Annotated in this window: 17 protein-coding genes and 3 pseudogenes; 12 read left to right on the top strand and 8 right to left on the bottom strand. The window is 53.1% G+C overall.

Annotated features, from left to right (window positions below; all coding sequences use genetic code 11):
- Positions 1-4 precede the first annotated feature (4 nt).
- Positions 5-559 carry a GNAT family N-acetyltransferase gene (locus KP705_RS13765; protein WP_015075073.1) on the bottom strand — a complete coding sequence of 185 codons (555 nt, stop codon included), beginning with the start codon at positions 557-559 and terminating at the stop codon, positions 5-7.
- A gap of 309 nt (positions 560-868) precedes the next feature.
- Here KP705_RS13765 and KP705_RS13760 point away from each other — a divergent pair, with 309 nt between their 5' ends.
- Positions 869-1,846 (top strand): LLM class flavin-dependent oxidoreductase, encoded by a 978-nt coding sequence (locus KP705_RS13760; protein ID WP_016738678.1) that lies wholly within the window; start codon positions 869-871, stop codon positions 1,844-1,846.
- 276 nt (positions 1,847-2,122) lie between these two features.
- Here KP705_RS13760 and KP705_RS13755 read toward each other — a convergent pair whose 3' ends face one another.
- On the bottom strand, positions 2,123-2,746 hold the full coding sequence (locus KP705_RS13755; protein ID WP_235271850.1) for a TetR/AcrR family transcriptional regulator: 624 nt from the start codon (positions 2,744-2,746) through the stop codon (positions 2,123-2,125).
- 145 nt (positions 2,747-2,891) lie between these two features.
- Between KP705_RS13755 and KP705_RS13750 the strand changes: the two genes are divergently transcribed.
- A complete protein-coding gene (locus KP705_RS13750) occupies positions 2,892-3,638 on the top strand; it encodes a glucose 1-dehydrogenase (RefSeq protein ID WP_016738676.1) in 747 nt (248 codons plus the stop codon).
- Positions 3,639-3,868: 230 nt separating this feature from the next.
- Here KP705_RS13750 and KP705_RS13745 read toward each other — a convergent pair whose 3' ends face one another.
- Complete coding sequence (locus KP705_RS13745; protein WP_015075077.1) at positions 3,869-4,489, bottom strand: 2-hydroxychromene-2-carboxylate isomerase; 621 nt, start codon at positions 4,487-4,489, stop codon at positions 3,869-3,871.
- 203 nt (positions 4,490-4,692) lie between these two features.
- Between KP705_RS13745 and KP705_RS13740 the strand changes: the two genes are divergently transcribed.
- From KP705_RS13740 to KP705_RS13700, 9 genes are read left to right on the top strand one after another with little or no spacing between them, the layout of a single operon-like run.
- Complete coding sequence (locus KP705_RS13740) at positions 4,693-7,080, top strand: TonB-dependent receptor (protein WP_015075078.1); 2,388 nt, start codon at positions 4,693-4,695, stop codon at positions 7,078-7,080.
- 4 nt (positions 7,081-7,084) lie between these two features.
- Positions 7,085-8,071, top strand: a complete 987-nt coding sequence (locus KP705_RS13735) for a LysR family transcriptional regulator (protein ID WP_015075079.1) — start codon at positions 7,085-7,087, stop codon at positions 8,069-8,071.
- Entirely contained in the window at positions 8,055-9,542 is a 1,488-nt protein-coding gene (locus KP705_RS13730; RefSeq protein WP_015075080.1) for an NAD(P)-binding domain-containing protein, read from the top strand. Before KP705_RS13735 ends, KP705_RS13730 begins: the two co-directional genes overlap by 17 nt.
- Positions 9,539-10,543 (top strand): membrane dipeptidase, encoded by a 1,005-nt coding sequence (locus KP705_RS13725; protein WP_015075081.1) that lies wholly within the window; start codon positions 9,539-9,541, stop codon positions 10,541-10,543. Before KP705_RS13730 ends, KP705_RS13725 begins: the two co-directional genes overlap by 4 nt.
- A gap of 8 nt (positions 10,544-10,551) precedes the next feature.
- Complete coding sequence (locus KP705_RS13720) at positions 10,552-11,613, top strand: extracellular solute-binding protein (RefSeq protein ID WP_252348402.1); 1,062 nt, start codon at positions 10,552-10,554, stop codon at positions 11,611-11,613.
- Positions 11,606-12,712 carry an ABC transporter ATP-binding protein gene (locus tag KP705_RS21150; protein ID WP_015075083.1) on the top strand — a complete coding sequence of 369 codons (1,107 nt, stop codon included), beginning with the start codon at positions 11,606-11,608 and terminating at the stop codon, positions 12,710-12,712. The genes KP705_RS13720 and KP705_RS21150 overlap by 8 nt, the downstream gene beginning before the upstream one ends.
- Positions 12,709-13,560 carry an ABC transporter permease gene (locus KP705_RS13710; protein WP_041240878.1) on the top strand — a complete coding sequence of 284 codons (852 nt, stop codon included), beginning with the start codon at positions 12,709-12,711 and terminating at the stop codon, positions 13,558-13,560. The genes KP705_RS21150 and KP705_RS13710 overlap by 4 nt, the downstream gene beginning before the upstream one ends.
- Complete coding sequence (locus KP705_RS13705) at positions 13,557-14,354, top strand: ABC transporter permease (RefSeq protein WP_016738656.1); 798 nt, start codon at positions 13,557-13,559, stop codon at positions 14,352-14,354. Before KP705_RS13710 ends, KP705_RS13705 begins: the two co-directional genes overlap by 4 nt.
- A 19-nt stretch (positions 14,355-14,373) precedes the next feature.
- Positions 14,374-15,849 (top strand): carboxylesterase/lipase family protein, encoded by a 1,476-nt coding sequence (locus KP705_RS13700; protein WP_016738655.1) that lies wholly within the window; start codon positions 14,374-14,376, stop codon positions 15,847-15,849.
- 56 nt (positions 15,850-15,905) lie between these two features.
- Here the strand turns inward: KP705_RS13700 and KP705_RS21430 are convergent.
- From KP705_RS21430 to KP705_RS13680, 5 genes and pseudogenes are all read right to left on the bottom strand, one after another.
- A pseudogene (locus KP705_RS21430) lies at positions 15,906-16,034 on the bottom strand (IS5/IS1182 family transposase); the annotation flags it as partial.
- Positions 16,035-16,098: 64 nt separating this feature from the next.
- Positions 16,099-16,742: pseudogene (locus tag KP705_RS13695) on the bottom strand (IS5 family transposase).
- A 263-nt stretch (positions 16,743-17,005) separates the two neighbouring features.
- Entirely contained in the window at positions 17,006-17,665 is a 660-nt protein-coding gene (locus KP705_RS13690) for a methionine ABC transporter permease (RefSeq protein ID WP_016738654.1), read from the bottom strand.
- Positions 17,646-18,668, bottom strand: a complete 1,023-nt coding sequence (locus KP705_RS13685) for a methionine ABC transporter ATP-binding protein (RefSeq protein ID WP_015074835.1) — start codon at positions 18,666-18,668, stop codon at positions 17,646-17,648. Before KP705_RS13685 ends, KP705_RS13690 begins: the two co-directional genes overlap by 20 nt.
- Before the next feature lie 45 nt (positions 18,669-18,713).
- Positions 18,714-19,301: a TonB-dependent receptor gene (locus tag KP705_RS13680; RefSeq protein WP_015074836.1), complete on the bottom strand. Its 588-nt coding sequence runs from the start codon at positions 19,299-19,301 to the stop codon at positions 18,714-18,716.
- A 47-nt stretch (positions 19,302-19,348) separates the two neighbouring features.
- On the opposite strand from KP705_RS13680, the pseudogene KP705_RS13675 reads away from it, so the two are divergent.
- Positions 19,349-19,434, top strand: a pseudogene (locus KP705_RS13675) (IS5/IS1182 family transposase); the annotation flags it as partial.

Below are 19,434 nucleotides of genomic sequence, written 5' to 3'. Positions count from 1 at the left end.
AAGACTAAAGCTTTAATTTTTTTTGCATTCGTATCAGTGGAACGTTCACTCCATCCCCTGTGGCTTCAACTCTTTCTAAAGGGTAATAACCGGAGGCGATGTAGAGAGGTTCTCCACTGAGAGTGGCCATAAGCTCAGCAGTTCTGAAACCATGATCTGCTGCAGCTTGTTCGCACTGCTTCAAAATAAGACTGCCGATCCCTTTTCGCGTGAACGCGGGATCGGTGTACATTGCCCTGATCCTCGCAGGGTCTCGTTCCGGATTGAGTAGAATAGGATCACGAAGATCGCTGCTGTGATCACCTCCGTAAAGTGTTGCGCGCTTACTCCATCCTCCGCATCCCGCTAAAACCCCGTCATGTTCGGCTATGAGATAGGATCCGTCTTCAACCAACTGGGTATCCAGACCCATGACGGCGTGACTGGCGATGATTTGCTCAGGAGTGAGAAATCCTACCTGTAATGCGTCGATAGATCTGTTGATGAGATTTTTCAGCGCAGGGAGATCGCTGCTCGTAGCCCAACGTGTTCGGATATTTCCCGCAGCGTAAGTCGTCATAATGGTCCTAAACTGGTCTCAGCCGAGCATTTATGGCTCGAACCTCATCAAAAATCTATTTTCTAAAACGTAGCTCTAAAGAAAAAAACCTATCAAGCTGATGCATATCCTGCGGTGCTGAGGCCGGCTACCGCCGGCTCATGAGAGATATCGTTAATTTTTCTACAGACCGTATCCTGTAGGAACAGTATTCCTTTCTGAGGTTGGAGCAGGACGTCCCCCGAGTTTTGGAAGGTTCGCCCTTTCTGCTTGGCACATCCCACAGTTCACCCCACCTGTATGGGCAAACTGGTGACAGGATGTTGCAACATGATTCCACTTTCAATTCTCGATCTCGCGTTCATCACCGAAGGTAGTTCGGCTACCGAGGCGCTTCATCGGAGTGCGGATCTTGCGCAGCATGCGGAAAGTCTGGGCTTCAAGCGTTTCTGGCTGGCTGAACATCACTCAATGGCGGGCATTGCCTCCGCTGCGACTGCGGTCGTGATCGGCTATGTCGCAGGCGCTACGAAAACCATCCGGGTGGGGGCAGGCGGGATCATGCTGCCAAACCATGCCCCACTTGCTGTTGCCGAGGCATTCGGCACGCTGGAAAGCCTTTATCCGGGCCGGATCGATCTTGGGCTGGGACGGGCGCCCGGCTCCGATCAGGCCACAATGCGCGCACTGCGTCGTGATCCGGCCTCCGCTGACCGCTTCCCACAGGACGTGTTCGAACTGCTGCGTTATTTTGAAAAGCCGGAACAGGGTCAGGCAGTCTTTGCCGTTCCGGGCGCGGGGCTGACTATACCGGTCTGGCTGCTGGGATCGTCCCTCTTCTCCGCTCATCTGGCCGCCATCATGGGACTGCCATTCGCATTCGCCAGCCATTTCGCTCCTGATCTGATGGAAGAGGCTCTGACGCTGTACCGTGAGCGGTTTGAGCCTTCGGAGCGGTTGCAATCACCTTATGCTATGCTGGGCATCAACGCAGTGATCGGAGAGACGCAGACCGAAGCACAGCAGGCGGCAACATCTCTACAGCAGCATTTCGTTGCTCTGCGTCAGGGACGTCCGTCGACTTTTCCTGCACCTCGGTCAGTGTCCTGGAATAGTCAGGAACAACGTCTCCTTGACAGCACACTGCGTTATACCTTCGTAGGAACCGCAGAAGACGTCACAAAAAATATCTCTTCTTTCGCAGAGCGGTACAGGCCTGATGAACTCCTGATCGGTGCACCGTTATATTCTCAGGAGGCAAGGCGCAGGACCCTCAGTGGGATCGCGCATCATTTTATGGAAAAATAATCCCATACCTGAGCACACGCGGCGGCACCGCATGGGTTGTTTGTTATAGATGGCGGTGAAGCCGAACGCCATGACGCACATGGCCTTGTTTTTGTAGCATTGGGCAGCCACCGCTAGGTCGCATAATATTTCTTATGCCAACTCGGATATTTTCGTGCCATGGGGTGCGCAATCAATTGGTTCGATGTAGCCTCTTAAAAGTAACGGTTTGCTTGTCATGAATACGGAAAACTTTTTTCGTAAGTAGGCTTGCCAAGATTGCATTTAAAGTCTCGGTCATGCCTTTGGCCATGCGTTCATCCCAAACCGCGCGATTTCCATCAGCCGCTCCTGTGATGCTCCGTCACGAGCTTGGACAGCCATGCCGCGTAGGAGGGAACCGTAGAACGCTGCCAAAGCCTCAATATCGGTATCTATCGGCAAATCACCTACCTCCAATCCCTGTTGCAAGCGTGCAGCCATAGCGCCTTCTGCCTGTGTCCGCTGACTAGCCAAAAGATCGCGCAAACGGTGCTGGTTAGGGGAGCATTGCGTTGCCGCGACTGAGATCATGCAGCCTGCAGGCTGGTTAGGGCGTGTAAATTCAACGGCAGCTGCTCTCGTTAAATCCTCAAAGACAGTTCGCGTATCGGCATCTTCACCGAGGATATCGAGAAACCAACCTCCAGCGACACTCATGTAGGTCTCAATCACCTCGTGATACAGCGCCTCTTTGCTTCCGAAAGCATTGTAAAAGCTGGAAGCACTGATCTTCATGACCGAAATCAGATCATCGAAGCTCGTCCCCTCATAGCCGCGATCCCAAAACAAGCGCATGGCAGCACACAAGGCTTCCTTGCGATCGAAGGATTGAGGGCGCCCCCGCCCTCGCCGCCCACTTGGGTCTTTTTTTGGTGTCATCGCTCCATAAATCCTTGAAACCAGAGATCCAAACATTATATGCCTTATGTTGGAGCGATTACTCCACATTTAAATCCGTTGCTCTCTATCAACCGGGCATAAAGTACGCATGTGCGTTCTGGCCCATACAGACAGGCACATATCCATGAGCAAACTTTCCGGAAAAGTTGCAATCGTAACCGGCGCCTCTAAAGGAATTGGGGCTGGTATTGCCAAGGCACTCGCCGAAGCGGGGGCCGCTGTCGTCGTCAATTACGCCTCAAGCAAGTCCGGAGCGGACGCCGTCGTCTCAGCCATTGCCAGCAATGGCGGTCAGGCCATCGCTGTTCAGGGAGATGTTTCTCTTAAATCCGATGCGCAGGCCATCGTGGATGCGGCGATCAGTCAATTCGGGCGCTTGGATATTCTCGTCAATAATTCCGGGGTTTACGAATTTGCTTCGATCGACGAGATCACCGAAGACCATTTCCATCGTCTCTTTAATGTCAATGTGCTTGGCACTTTACTGACGACCCAGGCCGCCGCCAAACACCTTGATGATGGCGGTAGCGTTATCAATATCAGCTCCGTTGTATCTCGTATTACGCCACCAAATTCTGCGGTCTATACGGGAACAAAGGGAGCCGTTGATGCCATTACAGGTTCTCTCGCGCGTGAGCTGGGGCCGAGAAATATTCGGGTCAACGCTATCAATCCTGGCCTGATTGAAACAGAAGGCACCAAAACTGCTAATGTTGTGGGTTCCGAAATGGAACAGCTCATTATTTCACAAACACCACTGGGACGTAGCGGCCAGGTTCAGGACATTGCTCCACTTGCCGTGTTCCTCGCCTCTGATGATGCGCGCTGGCTGACAGGCGAAACACTCATTGCCTCCGGTGGGCTGCGCTGACGTTTGACGTTAACCCGGCGGACCTCTGCCGGGTTAATATTTTATTATTGGTTTGTATTCACGAACAATATTGTTCGCGAAATATACTCTGCCAGGAAGACTTAAGCCATATTATCTAGAGAATGCTTTTGTCGTGAGAACAGGCCTACCGTGGCTTATGAGTTCTCCGCTCAAACACAGTTTCCAGAGTGCGTTGGGAAGGTAACGGCAGATACGAAGGAAAATAATAGTCATAGTCCCCCACGAATTTTCCGTTGCACAAAGTCCAGCCTGTCTTGCCCCCAAAACAGTTCGTTTCCGACGACGTAGGTAGGAGTACCAAAGATACCAAGCTGTTCTGCGTCAGACAGGTTTTTTTTCCATACAGCGTATACTTCTGGCGTTTGGGAAAAGACTAAGAGCTCTTTGGTGTCGCAATGGAGTACTTTTTCAACAATACCCTCAAGCGTATTCGTATCCGCAATATCCTGATCATGGGCCCATAATGCGGATTGAATCGCCCATGACAAAGCGACATCGTCATAGCCTTTGAGACCCGCGGCAATAACAAGACAAGCCGCATACTCTATAGTTCTGCAGGGATAATATTTCGGTTTCAGATTAAGAGGAATATCCAGAAACTTCCGCCAGCGGGTCAATTCAACCACATGATAATTCTGTCGGGCAGTGGGGCGCTCCCGCAAAGGGATTCCGCCATTACTCTGGATGATCCGAATTGGTCGCAGCACAAGTGATACGCCTTCCGACCGAGCAATTTCACGCAGCTTTGGCATCCCAAGATAAGCCCAAGGCGACGAGATTCCATAAAAAACCTGGATCGTCCCCACATTCGATGGCTGCTCGTCGGTCATTTTTGTTCCTTACATTGACAATATGAAAGAGTGATCGTGAATAAGAATGAGTTTAGATCATTAATCTCGTTGCGTCATGCGATAACATAATATACGACTCACTGAGTAGCTTATGGAAATGTACTCATTAATAAAGTTATTAATGAGTACAGCCAAAATGCGAATGGGCCTGTTTCCTCCAACCTTTTCGTCCGGATCCCGCCATGTCCGCATCTCGTGAGTTTCCAGCACTTCTGACCCTCATTCTGTTGACATTAGGGGGCACTGCTCAGGCTGCAGATGAGCAATCGTCCGATCATGACGTCATGCATAGACAGCCAATTCCTTCCCGCACACCAAAGAAGGCGGCCACAACCCATGAGGCTGCCCCGGTCAGCAAAGCGGAAGAAATTCATGTCAGAACAGAGACGCTCTCCGGAGGTGTGACCAATACGACACCCGGCGGAGGCCTCATGCCGGTTCAAACAGTTCCACGCATGCAGAGCGGGGTTACACGAGACTATATTGCGAAGCAGTCCCCGACCACGAACACACTTAACCTGCTTCAGATGTCCCCAGGGGCTGTTGTGGCCAATTCTGATCCTCTGGGTCTCGCGGACCATACGAGCATTACCGTTCGTGGTCTGGACCAGACAGAGATCGGTCTGGTGTTTGAAGGAATGCCTGCGGGCGATCCCATTTATGGGATCGCTGATACGTCCGAATGGGCAGACACGGAAAATATTGGTCGTGTCGATCTGGCGCAGGGAAGCAGCGACATTGCCGCTCCTGTCTATAATGCAGGTGGCGGCCAGATTACCGAAACGTTGCTGGACCCCAGTCACAAAGCCGGCGCACTGTTATCGCTTTCAGGCGGAACGCATGCGACGAACAAGGATTTTTTGCGTCTGGATAGTGGAGAAATCGGCCATTCCGGTGTCCGGGCATTCATGTCTGGTTCGTATACCCGCAACAATAACTGGCGCGGGCCAGGAACGAACCGTCGCTACCATGTCGATTCCAAAGCGGTAAAAGAATGGGGCGCAGACAATCGAGCCTCAGCAGTCTTTACCTGGAATACGATTGACGAATCCCCAACACGATATCTGTCTCTTGCGCAATGGAAGCAGTACGGAAAATCCTACAATTATTCTGGCGAATATACCCCAGGCAGCACAACCTATTACCGACTCTATCAATATAAGCGCTCTTCAATGATGATCAGCGCTCCAAGCCACTTTACGCTTGCAAAAGGTCTGACGGCTGATATCGCCCCCTACTATCAGTGGATGAGCGGGTCGGTCCCAAGTGGGACGACCCTGACACCTGGAAGCCTGTATCTTGGCAACCAGTCTGCGGGAACCGTCAGCTTCCCTACGCTCTATAACGGGAAAGCTGTGGCCGCAGCAATTGCAGGCTCCAACAGCTTCAATACGGGCTTCTCAGGTCATTTCACGCTGAAGACAGGCGTAAATACTCTCAAGGTTGGTTACTGGTACAGCAATCTGACCAAAAACTCCCTCTACGATTACTCTCCTGTCAGTGCGGCAGGTGACATCATCAATAATAATATCCGCACTCAAAACGGCTCCATCCTGGCGACCAAGAATTTCCACATGATGCAGCAGGTCAATGGCTTCTTCATTGAGGACGGGTTGTCTCTACTGAATCATCGGCTTGATCTGACCGCTGGGTTCAAAGCTGTGCTTCTGGCACGATCCGGAACAAACAACATTCCAGGTGCGACCTATCGTTGGGGAACAAATAGCGCAGTTCCGCTGCCGCGTTTCGAGGCCAGCTACAAGATTGACAAAAACAATCAGATTTTCATCGACGCGGTAACAAATTTCCACGCACCGATGTCAGACGTACCGTATTATGACGCTTTCAGTGTCTCGACCGGAAAGATATCGACGGCTGGAAAAACTGACCTCAAGAATGAATACTCCATTTCCGAAGAAATTGGATATCGTCATATTGGTCTTATCAATGCCTCCATTGGCTTCTTCAACTACAATTTCACAAACCGGCAGATTTCGACATCCGTTTATGCTGATGGCGCATTGACGACAAACCTCATCAATGCAGGCGGCCAAACGACGCGCGGAGCGCAGGTCGAGATTTCCCTTCGTCCCTGGCATCATTTGAGCCCATACGTTTCGGGGCAGTATCTCCATGCAACGATCGACAACAACCTTGCTGTTGGAAACGATCTTCTCCCAACCAAAGGGAAGAGTGCAATTCTGACACCGAAATTTTCGGCATCTGCAGGCATATCTTATGATGACGGTCAGTTTTTCGGCAACGTATTCTTCAATTACGTTGATTCACAATACTCAACGTTTATGAATGATGAGAGTATCCCCGCTTACAAGACGGCCAATATGACGCTGGGGTACCGCATGAAGACTTACCACTTCATCCATCGCCCGACGATCCAGCTGAATCTTGTGAACCTCGGTGATAGCAACTACCTGTCCAGCGCCTATACGGTTCGGACAAATGCCAAGACCACAAAAGGTATTTATGGGACGTCCATCGCAGGCACTGCACCCAGCTATTATCTCGGGGGTGGATTTGCAGCGGTAACATCAATCACCCTCGGATTTTGAAACCATGATTACAGGACGTCAGATCGAAGCCTTTCATGCTGTCTTTTCGATCGGCAGCATGACAGGCGCGGCACGTCATCTCGGGCGCACGCAGTCTGCTGTCAGCCGTCTCATTATGGAACTGGAAAAAGCACTTGGCTTTACCCTTTTCGAGCGGAACGGGACGCGGCTGCATGCTACGCAGGAAGCACGGCTCCTTTATGATGAGGTCAAGCGCTCCTTCATCGGACTGAAGAACATTGAGGAGAAAGCCAGACAAATCGCTGCAGGTGGAAACCATCGCCGGATTACATGCGGCGCCACATCTGCACTCTCTGGCGGTCTTGTTCCCCGGGCCATCTCCGGTCTGATGCAATGCAGTTCAGACATTTCAATGTCTTTCAAAGGCATGCCAGCCGATGAGGTCGTCCGCTCCGTGACGGATGGCAGTGTTGATGTCGGTCTGGCGACCCTGCCCATCGACGATACCAATCTGCACATTCACTGGATTGGAGAAGCATCCTGTGTGGCCGTTCTGCATGAGGATCACCCTCTTGCCCAATCCGACAGCCTTTCTCTTCGTCAACTGCATACCCAGCAGGTTCTGACCGTAGGAAATCCCTTTCGGCTGCGACGCACGATCGACGCAGCTCTTCAGGCATCCGGGAACAGCTCGTTCACCAGGATAGAAACCAATACATCCCTCAATGCTGTCATGAGTGCCCGTGAAGAACTGGGAGTAGCCATTGTAGAGCCTGTAACAGCCTACGGCATTCCCATTGGCGGTACGGTCGTGCGGCCTATTGTGGAACATATTCCCTGGGCGTGGAGTGTGTTGACACCGGCGTTTTCGGCAGCTGACAGCGGCATTCTTCGCTTCATCGAACAGATCGAAATCACAGCGCGTACCCTTTTGCCAGATTTTATCCGGCACCCACCCGAAGCGCTCGAAAAACTTCACACACGCCTTTTTCAGACCGAGCCAGGAGCACCAGATGCCAAAAGGAATTGAGGCCACCACACCAGCGCCAGCGCTCGATCTTCAGGACCTTGAAGCCCGTATTCACCGCGATCTGGATTATCTGAACCTCCCGGCAAAACCATGGGTTCTTCCACTCCATGATGCGCCTGAACCAACCTATGACGTGGTGGTGGTCGGCGCAGGCATGATCGGGCTCGCGGCGACTGCGGCTCTGCGGCTTCGTGGCATCAGTTCAGTCATCTGCCTTGATCGCGCTCCTGAAGGCACAGAAGGCCCCTGGGTCACCTACGGCCGCATGGTTACACTCCGTACAGCGAAATCTGCCTGCGGTCCGGCTTTGGGCATTCCCAGCCTGACGTTTCGCGCCTGGTTTGAAGCGCAGTTCGGTAACGCGGCGTGGGAACGCCTAAACAAAATTCCACGCGCACAGTGGATGGATTACCTCATCTGGTATCGACGCATTCTGGATCTACCAGTTCGTAACGGAATGGACGTCACAGATATTGCCCCGCAGGACGATGGGCTCATCAGGGTTACAGTGCGAGGAGAAAGCACTCCAGTTTTGGCCCGACGCGTTATACTGGCAACAGGAATAGACGGACTGGGCGCCCCATCCCTTCCTTCTGTTGCCAGTGGGATCTCCTCCCGGTTCTGCGCCCACTCCGCCGATATGATCGATTTCACAGCGCTTGCTGGAAAGCGTGTTGGGGTCGTAGGAGCAGGCGCCTCTGCAATGGACAACGCTGCGAGCGCTCTGGAGGCTGGCGCTGCTGGCGTTGACCTTTTCGTCCGTCGCGAAGCCCTCCCAAGTGTGGACAAGTTCACCGGGATCAGCAGTGATGGGCTGGTCATGGGATATGTTGGCCTGCCAGACGCAGTAAAATGGGAGATGATGCGCCTTGGGCTTGATGCGCCAGTCCCTCCCCCACGCGACAGTACGCGCCGGGTTTTCAGGCACAAGAATGCAAGACTGCATGTGAATGCCCCCCTGCTCTCGGTCGAAGAAACAGCATCTGCGTTAACCGTCACAACGCCTCATGGTGAAACGGAGCTGGATTTTCTGATTTTTGCGACCGGTTTTTCCTGTGACGTTACATCTCGACCAGAACTTTCCTCATTTGCGTCCAAGATCAGCCTCTGGGACGATCATTATACGCCTCCAGCCGGAGAAGAGAGTAAATCTCTCGGCCAATCTCCGTATCTGGCACCGGATTTTTCGTTCGTTGCACGCGAAGACAGTGACAAAGAGCCGTTATCCCGGATTTATTGTCTGTGCTTTGCCTCTGTGCTGAGCCATGGCAAGCTCACGAGTGGCGCACCCGCGATGGATGAGGCTGTTCAAAGGCTGGTCCATGGTGTCGCAGCATCTTTCCTGCGCGAAAACAGCCAGGACTGGCTGAATATTTTCCGTGAGTTCGACCGACCAGAACTCCTTGGGGATGAATGGCACCCCGAACAGATTGTCAACGGCACATCCACAAAGGTGAAGAGTAACGCATGACCGAGGATTCCTTTCAGCTGCACCAACGCAGCATCGTGATTGATGGCCTTCAGACCTGTGCCTGGAGCCGCGAAATCTTTGAACAGATGCGTGCCGGCGGCCTGACCGTTGTCAATGCTGCGTCCCTGCTGTGGGAGAACTTCAGTGAGGGCATGGCGTATGTCCGAACCTGGGAGCGGCACTTTGCTGAAAATGCAGATCTGATCATCCCAATCCGCTCCGTCGCGGATATCGAGACCGCCAAACGCACCAATCGCACAGGGATCAGTATCGGCTGGCAGAACACGTCCCCATTGGAAGACCGTCTGGATTATGTACGGCTTTTCAAACTGCTGGGCGTCAATACCATGCAGTTGACCTACAACACCCAGAACTATTCAGGGGCTGGCTATCTTGAAGAGCGTGACAGTGGCCTGACAGGCTTCGGACGCGAGGTTCTTCATGAAATGAACCGTCATGGCGTGCTGTGCGATCTGAGTCATGTAGGCGACCTGACGTCCGCCGACGTGATTGAGCACTCCCGACGCCCAGTCTGTATTTCACATGTGCTGCCACGCGCGCTTCGGGATGTGAAACGCAACAAGCCAGATTATCTGTTCCGAGCCTGCGCCGAAAAAGGCGGCATCGTGGGTGTCAGCCTGTTCTCTCCCGGATTACGTGCGGGGAATGACGCGACAATCGATGATTATCTGGATGCCATGACCCATGTCCTGAACATCGTGGGTGAAGACCACATTGCGATGGGTACCGATTTCAGTACAGGACATCCCCGTCCTGGCCCTTGGCTGCTCTGGGCGAACCGTGACAAGGGATATGGGCGTCAGCTGACAGAATTTGGCCGTACCACGATCCGCAAGCCATCGGGCTTTGCCAGCATCCCAGAAACACCCAACCTGACAGACGCCATGATGCGCCGTGGGTGGTCCACAGGGCTAATCGAGAAAATTCTCGGACAGAACTGGCTGCGCCTGTATCGCGACACATGGACACCAGAGGTCTGACGCGGCTCATGCCAACCGCTCCCCACTTCACGACGCGTCGCAAGGTTCTTGGCGGTCTGGCAACACTGCCCGCATGGCGACATGCACGGGCGGCGGATGGCGATCTGGAATTGTCGGTAGCCGGCTTTCATGGGCCCTTCCAGAAAGCGTTTCAGGCCATCGTGATCAACAGTTTCGAACGCGCCATGCCGGGCGTCCGCGTGACGTACCGCCCCATCATCAATTCTGCACAGCTTCTTGCAGCGCTACGGCTGGAACGGGAAGCACCGCAGATTGATGTCGCCATTGCGGATGTATCGGTCGCTATTCTTGCCAAACAGGAAGGACTAACTTTCATTCTACGGGAGGAAGAGATCCCGACCCTGCGCGATATCCCGGACTGGGGACGCTTCGATGCCATGAATGGTGTCGCATTCTCACGGGATAATCTGTCGCTCATTTATGACAGCCGCGTTCTGACGCGTCCTCCGGAAAGCTGGCGTGAACTTGGGCGTCCCGATTTGACGGACCAGATCGCCATGCCTGTCGAGGATACGCGTGGCGTTGTACTCCTTCCCCTTCTGACGCGCATGGCCGGAGGGGACTACAGGCAGAACATCGAGCCGGGACTGACCCTCATGCGACAGTTTGCCCCCTATGTCGCAACCTGGAACGCACAGCCCGACATTTACACCCTGACGCTGGCCCAGACGATTGCCTTGGGTGTTGGATGGAACGGCCGCGGCCAGATGCTTGCACGGGACAATCCGGATACGCTGCGTGCTGTCGTTCCGTCTGAAGGCAGCGTCGCACAGATCAATACGCTCAACCTGACGGCCCCTCCGCAACGCACCAGACTGGCGCAGGCCTTCATTGAACATGCCCTTTCCCCGGACGTGCAGACAGCCTTTGCGAATGTCGCGTTTTATGGGCCTGTAAACCGTCAGGTTGTACTGTCAGAAGAGACATCCGAAGCAATTTTCGGCCGACCAGAGACAGCACGCCGTGAACTGCATCTGGACTGGGGTTTCGTTAGCCAGCACTACAATAGCTGGATCCGCCGTATTCAACGTGAGGTCATCAGTGGCTGAAACAGACTCAACACCAGCCTATCTCTCCGTCAGCGGCTTCACGAGGCAATTTCCGGGCGCAGAAAGGCGTTCCGTCGATGACGTCAGCTTTACGCTGAAACGCGGGCAGATGCTGACCTTACTGGGCCCTTCCGGATGCGGAAAAACCACCCTACTCCGCATGATTGCAGGCCTGACCCCGGTTGATTCAGGACAGTTGCACGTTGCGGGGCGTCAAATGACGGAAACCCCTCTTCACGCACGCAACATGGGAATGGTGTTTCAATCTTATGCCCTGTTTCCTCACCTCTCCGTCGCCCGCAATATCAGCTTTGGCCTGGATGTCCGGGGGATCAAAGGGGAAGAGAGCCGGCGGCGTGTGGTGGAACTGGTCTCTCTCCTGCACCTGACCGGGCTGGAGAACAGGCGCATCACTGAACTCTCCGGCGGACAACGGCAACGAGTGGCACTGGCGCGGGCGCTTGCCATCGAGCCTGACATTCTCATGCTGGATGAGCCGCTGGCCAATCTTGATATCCGGTTGCGCGATACGGTGCGCACGGAAATTCGTGCGCTCCAGAAACGCCTTGGGATCACCGCCATCTTTGTGACGCATGATCAGGACGAAGCTCTGTCCATTGCGGATCAGGTTGCCGTCATGTCGGAAGGACGCCTCCAGCAGTTTGGCACACCGGCAGATCTGTATACTCGTCCCGCAAACCGGTTCGTGGCGTCCTTCGTGGGACGCAGCAACTTCATCGAGGCTGTGTGGGTCGATAGCAAACGTATCCATGCGGAAGGCATCGGCACACTTTTCATTGGCTTTTCCGAAGGCTGGAAAGGCCGCAGAACCCTCTTGATCCGTCCCCATCGCATCAGACTGGGCAACAGTCTCGAAACATGCTGCCAGGGTGTGATCGAAAACGTTGTTTACACGGGTGAGCGCCGAACTTATCTGGTCCGTGTCGGGTATGTAACACTCACCGTTGAACAGCAGGAAGATCAGGGCCAACCAGCCCAGATGGGAGACATGGTTGACCTGCACTGGCAGGCCAGCGACATGTCAGTCCTTCAAGAGCCGATCTCCGACACCCTCACTTCAGGCCATCCGAGTTCATGAGGGTGTCTGTCAGAAAACAGCCGTCCTGGCTGCAGGTCCTGCTCATCCTTCCGGGTGTTGCGGCCCTTGTCGTGACATTCGTCTTCCCGCTCCTCTGGCTGGCCAGGACGTCTCTCCAGCCTACGACCGGACATACACTCTCCCTCCACGCCTATGTCCGGCTTTTCGAGGACAGTTTTTACTGGTGGGTCATTGGACGCACGATTTTCATTGGGCTGCTCTGTGTTGTCATTACCGTCCCAATGGCTTTTCCCGTCGCGCTTTTCCTTGCCCGGTCGCAAAGCCGCTGGCGAGGCACCCTGACAGCGCTGGCCATTGCGCCCCTCCTGACATCCACAGTCATCCGGACCTACGGCTGGATGGTCATCCTCGGGCGACATGGCCTCATTAACACGACCCTCGTGTGGGCTGGCATTCTGGCGCAGCCCACACGATTGGATAACGGTCCCTTTGCCACGGTTGTCGCGCTGGTGGAGATCCTGCTGCCTTATGGCATTATTTCCATCCTCAGCCACCTGAGCCGTCTGGATGCGGAGCTTGAACAGGCGGCCTCCCTCCTCGGGGCACGTCGCCTTCAGGTCTTCTGGCGCGTCTTGCTGCCTCTCTCCCTTCCAGGACTGATGACAGCCTCGCTGCTTGTCTTCGTTCTCGCAATCAGCTCACTCGTGACACCTCAGTTGATGGGCGGAGGGCGCGTCTTTGTCCTTGCAACAGAAATCTTCAACCAGACGACCATAGCTCTGGACTGGCCATTTGCCGGCGCCCTGTCCATTACCCTCCTGGCCTTTTTCGGAATATTCGTGACGCTCTATCAGAGAATTCTTCAGCGCGTGGAGAGCCAGTCATGAAACACGACCGAACCGTCAGGGTGGCGTGGCATCTTCTGATTGGCCTGATTTACCTATTCCTGCTCGCACCATTGATTATCGTGCTGATCGTGTCGTTCGATATACGTCCCTACCTCAGCTTTCCACCCGCGAGTTTTTCCCTAATTTCATATGCCAGGGTGTTGCATAACCCCCTTTTCCTTCAGGCTGGAAAAACCAGTCTGTTGATCGGAGGATGCTCTGCGGGGCTCTCCCTGATTGTGGGGACGAGCGCTGCTTTTGCTCTGGTGAGAGGCCACTTCCCGGGACGGCAAAGCCTGCAATGGTTCTTTCTTTCTCCAATGCTGATGCCCCATATCGTGCTGGCGGTCGGACTGATGATGACCCTGCAACCGCTTGGCCTCCTGGACACGCTGACAGGATTGATTCTGGCCCATATCAGCATCACACTGCCCTATACGACGCGCATTGTGTCCTCCGGGATTGCACAGTTGGACCGCACACTAGAAGAAGCCGCTCGCATTCACGGCGCTTCGCCCTGGCAGAGTTTCTGCCGTGTCATTCTACCCGCACTCAGGCCACACCTCATCACCGGATTTCTGATCGCATTCCTGTTTTCCTTCGACGAAGCCGTTATCGCCCTGTTCATTGCAGGCCATAGAGCCGTTACGCTGCCACTCGCCATCTATCAGTACATCCAGTTCCGGACGGACCCGCAGGTCGCGTCGCTCTCAGTCCTCGTGGTGCTCCTCAGTCTGGTACCCATCATCATCATTGAACGTCTGATCAATCTTCGTCGGGCCGTCGGCGGATAAAGCAGTGAAGGAACATCTCATGACGCAGATTATGATCGAAAGTGGCGCGATAGAAGGCTTCACAGAAAACGGAATTCTGACATTCCTGAGCGTTCCCTATGCCGCCCCTATTGTTCCTGGAAATCGGTTCGCAGCACCTCAGGACGTTGCACCCTGGACCGGTGTGAGATCCGCTCACCGCCTTGGTGCCGTCTGCCCACAGATCCCAACCTATGGACCTGTTGGGAAAGGGGCCACATCCATGCTGGATGCCGGTGAGGATTTTCTAACCCTCAATATCCGTAGTCCAGCCCGGGAGGGAAAAGCTCCCGTTCTTGTCTGGCTGCACGGAGGCGGATACGCCGTCGGTTCCGGAAACGAACCACTCCTCCAGACAGGCGCCTTCGCAGCAAGCGGAATTGTTGAAGTAACGCTCAATTACAGATTGGGAGCACTGGGATTTTTAAGCCTGGATGGCGCGCCCGAAAATCGCGGGCTACTTGATATCATCAAAGCTTTGGAGTGGGTTCAGAAGCACATCGCCCTCTTTGGAGGAGACCCCGAACGCGTCACTCTGGCCGGACGATCTGCGGGTGGATTTGCCGTTTCCACTCTTATGGCCATGCCTGCGGCAAAAGGATTGTTTTCCCGGACCATGATCCAGTCCGGAGCTACCCCAGCGGTGCTCCCACACAAAGACGCACGCCTGACGACACAACGCTTTCTGAAACGTCTCGGCCAGCCATCACTTCAAACCCTCGAAGCGATACCCATTCATCAGCTTCTCGCTGCTCAGCAAGAGATCTGCAATGAATCCTACGAACAGCATGACTTCACTCGAGACGGCCGAGTCACAATTGTAGGAATTCCCTTCCAGCCAGTCATTGACGCTGCGTCCTTACCCCTTGATCCAGAAACAGCCGCTGTCCAAGGGCTGGTAACGCAGGTTGCAGTTATGATTGGCACGACATCGGCGGAATACCTGTCCCATTCCAGCGTGCACTCGCATCTCACATTTACAGATACTGCGCGCTTACTGGACCCAAGAGTACAGCCTCTCGGCCTGAGTGGGACCGATATCGTGAACCGCTATCGGGATGCCCTACCCCACCATGACCCTCTGGGAATATGGCGTGCGGTCGCAGGGGATCTTGTCTTTCAAAACCCGACGACCCGCTATGCCCTTGCACTGAGCAAATTTCAGCCCGTTCATAAATATCTTTTCGGAAGCATCGGCCCCAATGAAACGGGTGCCCCACATGGTGCCGAACTGGCAAACGTATGGTGGCGGGAAGGCTATAACAGAGCGAACTTACCAACGAGATATCAAGATGTTGATCCAAAGATTTCGCGTATCATACATAATATCTGGAGAGACTTTGTTTCGGTAGAAGAACGGTCAGAAATAAGATGGGAGGCATTTTCAACCAATAATAAGGCCACCTTGTCCATTACAAAGGACGGTGCGGCGTTTTGCACGGACCTATTTTACCCAAGGGTTTGCCTTTGGACATGATAGATTTCCATCTGAGATGCTATCTGTTGAGTGAATGTTTGCATTAAATATAGGGCTCATAGCCAGAAGATGACGGTCGGGCATCTGTCGTAGCAGGTTGCGACCTGCCACCAGTCCTTGAGCCTTCCGAACATAATCTCGATGCGGTTGCAGCGTTTATATTTCCGCTTGTCGTATTTGCTCGGTTCCCCGCGAGATTTCCAGGGTTTGACCCCTTTTTCTTACAAGGCGCGTCGCTAGGCTCAGGACTCATAGCCAGAACATGACGGTTGCGGCGAGGCAGATGGTTGAGAAGAAGACGGTCGGGCATCTATCGTAGCGGGTTGCGACCCGCCGCCAGTCCTTGAGCCTTCCGAACATGATCTCAATGCGATTGCGGCGTTTATATTTTCTCTTATCGTATTTGACCGGTTTTCCGCGAGATTTTCGTCCTGGAATGCAGGGCTTTATCCCTTTCTCTTCCAGGGCGTCCCTGAACCAGTCGGCGTCATACCCTCGATCTCCCAGCATCCATTGTGCTGCAGGAAGACTGTCCAACAGGGCAGCGGCACCAGTATAATCGCTGATCTGCCCCGCAGTCATGAAAAAGCTCAGCGGTCGTCCGTTCTGATCGGTGACCGCATGCAGTTTGGTGTTCATACCGCCTTTGGTGCGACCGATCAGGCGGCCTGGATCCCCTTTTTTAGCCGCAGGCTTGAAGCCGTGCGGTGCGCCTTGAGATACGTCGCATCAATCATAATCGTCTGAGGCTCGGCTTTCGCAGTAGACAGGCCATCCATCATCCGCATGAAAATGCCCATGTCGCCCTCAACGCGAGGTTTGCCGTGGCTCTTGGGAAAAAACGGCCGCAGACGTTCCATTTGTTCGTCCGTCAGCCAAAACAGGTCGCTCATCTTCAGTCTCCTCACAGAGCCTGAATCAAAATTCCCCATTCAAATCAATGGGTCCTGAGCCTAAGCCAGTCCGCGGCATACTCACGATCTCTCAGCAGCCATTGGGCAGGAAAAGACTGTTCAAAAGGGAAGCGGACGTCTGTTTTCCTCATTAACTGCGTAAAGCGTCGTATTCATGCCATCTTTGATGCGTCAAATTATCTGCTCGTCCGCCAGCCATCTTCCGATCACCATCCGTCATCTTGTGGTTATATGCCCTGAGACTAACGATTATATGCTTTCAAACGTGCAGAAACTATATTCCCGCAAAACTGAACGATAATCGTCAATGCAACAAGAATACTCACAACCCATAACATCATGGCAGTATTAAATCTTTGATATCCGTACCTGATCGCCAGATCTCCCAGCCCTCCAGCACCAACAACACCTGCCATGGCGGACGCACTGATCAGGCTAACCAGTGTCACGGTCAAACCAGAAACCAGACCAGGCAACGCTTCGGGAATGAGCACAGAGCGCACGATTTTTGCTCGTGTTGCACCCATTGCGCGAACGGCATCGATTAATTCTGGACTCACCTCTCTTAACGACACTTCTGCAATGCGCGCAAAATAAGGGATCGCTGTGATGGAAAGAGGCACGATTGCAGCAGCGGTACCAAGCGCGGTCCCCACCACGAAGCGCGTAAAAGGAATAAGGATCAAAAGCAGAATAATGAACGGGACTGCTCTTGTCAGATCGACAACAAATCCCAAAACCCTGCCGATAGACCGTATAGGCCATAGCCCACCGGGTCTTGTGATGGTTAAAAGAATAGCGAGAGGCAAACCAAAAAAAACAGCGATCACGGCAGATGCGAAAACCATTTCAAGGGTTGCCAGAGTTGCTTTGCAAAACAGTTCAAAGATCTGAAGACGCATACCCGATGACCTCCAGTTCTTCGACATTTTGCGAAAGCCATTGAATAGCATGCTCATGATTATGCGATAAAGTCAGAACAAGGGTGTCGTGACCTCCTGAAGACTTTCCACGAATATCAGCCTGTAGGATAGAAGCCGTAATACCGAAAGTCCGATAGAGATCAGTCAGTAGTGTTGACGATAGCTCATTCTGCATACTGCCTAAACGCAAAACCGGCATAGCGCCCGAAAACGCCTTCTCGGTCACGAATGAGCGCAGGCAGTCAGCGAGATGTACCTGATCGTCATTGATGAAGGATCTCGTTAACGCATGATGGGCCTGCCCTTTGGCAAGGGCCTCGGTTGAAATATCTTCAACAATGTGTCCCTGATCGAGCACGAGCACTCGGTGAGCAAGGTTTCGTATAACATCCATTTCATGGGTAATCAGAACGATCGTGACGCCTAACTCTTTATTTATTTCTTCAAGAAGAGCGAGAATGGAGGTGGTTGCCTCTGGGTCTAGCGCAGATGTTGCTTCATCACACAAAAGAATAGCCGGATTTCCTGCTAGAGCTCTCGCTATTCCTACTCTCTGCTTTTGCCCTCCGGAAAGCTGTGTCGGATATTTTGTCTCCTGTCCTTCAAGTCCGACCAGTTGTATCAGCTTCTCTATTCGATAGAGGCGTTCTTTTTTAGGAATCCCTAAAATCTCGAGTGCAAGAGAGATGTTGCCTGTGACCGTTCGGGACTGCAGAAGGTTGAAGCTCTGAAAGACAAGACCAATACGCTGCCGAAGGGCTAGAAGATCACGCTCTTTAAATCTGCTTAGATCCTTTCCTTCAATAAAAACGTGACCTGTATCAGGCGTTTCTGCACCATTCAAACAGCGCAAAAGTGTCGTTTTTCCCGCTCCGGAGCGCCCTATAATTCCAACAATTTCGCCTGCCTGAACGGAGAAACTGACTTTTCCCAGTGCAATACGCCCGTCAAACGCCTTGGAAAGGTTTTCAACTTTTAGCATCTCATGACTCTTTCAGGCCTACAGATTTTCTAAATATTCCATGTTTCAAAGCGTCAGATCAGCCCGCAGATAGTAAAAGCCTCCTTCTTCGGACAGCTGCTGACTGAGCGTATCATAAAGATTGTTATTATAATCTGCTGTGAAAGAAGGCACCCGGCTTGGATGGGCATTTCCGACGTTGTTGCCACCCAGCGCCAGATGAAGCTGCGGGAGGACCTGATAGCCAACTTCCAGATTGGTGACGAAACGCGGACGATTAATCTGATGATAGAAATCTGTCGTCGAGAAAGCGTTGCTGCCGGAGACAAATGTCAGATTGGATGTCGTATGACCATAGCGGATTTCATGAACGGCCACATTCCACTTTCCGCGACGCCAGATCCCACCAAAAATCAGCTTATTGGCCGGATTTTCCGTTGACATCAAACTGATCTGCTGAGCATTCAAAACAGGTGTCCCCTCCCCTGTTCGTGCAATATCTTTTACGTTCGTATGATTGAAATTGACTGCTGCGTCCCAGTCTACTTTTCCGTATTGGCCGAAATCTGAAGAATATCGTGCAGTAATATCAAGACCCGTTGTCCGGGTATTGGCGCCATTTGTGAAATAATTCGTACTAGGCTCAGGACCCATTGATTTGAATGGGGAATTTTGATTCAGGCTCTGTGAGGAGACTGAAGATGAGCGACCTGTTTTGGCTGACGGACGAACAAATGGAACGTCTGCGGCCGTTTTTTCCCAAGAGCCACGGCAAACCTCGCGTTGA

It is taken from the genome of Gluconobacter sp. P1D12_c (assembly GCF_018812105.1).
GTDB classification, from domain to species: domain Bacteria; phylum Pseudomonadota; class Alphaproteobacteria; order Acetobacterales; family Acetobacteraceae; genus Gluconobacter; species Gluconobacter oxydans_A.
The sequence above is the reverse complement of the archived record's forward strand: the minus strand, read 5'-3'. Positions and strand labels throughout refer to the sequence as shown.

Coding starts and splice junctions, on each gene's coding strand:
- KP705_RS13765 (WP_015075073.1), bottom strand. CDS start 559: ATGACGACTTACGCTGCGGGAAATATCCGAACACGTTGGGCTACGAGC.
- KP705_RS13760 (WP_016738678.1), top strand. CDS start 869: ATGATTCCACTTTCAATTCTCGATCTCGCGTTCATCACCGAAGGTAGT.
- KP705_RS13755 (WP_235271850.1), bottom strand. CDS start 2,746: ATGACACCAAAAAAAGACCCAAGTGGGCGGCGAGGGCGGGGGCGCCCT.
- KP705_RS13750 (WP_016738676.1), top strand. CDS start 2,892: ATGAGCAAACTTTCCGGAAAAGTTGCAATCGTAACCGGCGCCTCTAAA.
- KP705_RS13745 (WP_015075077.1), bottom strand. CDS start 4,489: ATGACCGACGAGCAGCCATCGAATGTGGGGACGATCCAGGTTTTTTAT.
- KP705_RS13740 (WP_015075078.1), top strand. CDS start 4,693: ATGTCCGCATCTCGTGAGTTTCCAGCACTTCTGACCCTCATTCTGTTG.
- KP705_RS13735 (WP_015075079.1), top strand. CDS start 7,085: ATGATTACAGGACGTCAGATCGAAGCCTTTCATGCTGTCTTTTCGATC.
- KP705_RS13730 (WP_015075080.1), top strand. CDS start 8,055: ATGCCAAAAGGAATTGAGGCCACCACACCAGCGCCAGCGCTCGATCTT.
- KP705_RS13725 (WP_015075081.1), top strand. CDS start 9,539: ATGACCGAGGATTCCTTTCAGCTGCACCAACGCAGCATCGTGATTGAT.
- KP705_RS13720 (WP_252348402.1), top strand. CDS start 10,552: ATGCCAACCGCTCCCCACTTCACGACGCGTCGCAAGGTTCTTGGCGGT.
- KP705_RS13710 (WP_041240878.1), top strand. CDS start 12,709: ATGAGGGTGTCTGTCAGAAAACAGCCGTCCTGGCTGCAGGTCCTGCTC.
- KP705_RS13705 (WP_016738656.1), top strand. CDS start 13,557: ATGAAACACGACCGAACCGTCAGGGTGGCGTGGCATCTTCTGATTGGC.
- KP705_RS13700 (WP_016738655.1), top strand. CDS start 14,374: ATGACGCAGATTATGATCGAAAGTGGCGCGATAGAAGGCTTCACAGAA.
- KP705_RS13690 (WP_016738654.1), bottom strand. CDS start 17,665: ATGCGTCTTCAGATCTTTGAACTGTTTTGCAAAGCAACTCTGGCAACC.
- KP705_RS13685 (WP_015074835.1), bottom strand. CDS start 18,668: ATGCTAAAAGTTGAAAACCTTTCCAAGGCGTTTGACGGGCGTATTGCA.
- KP705_RS13680 (WP_015074836.1), bottom strand. CDS start 19,301: ATGGGTCCTGAGCCTAGTACGAATTATTTCACAAATGGCGCCAATACC.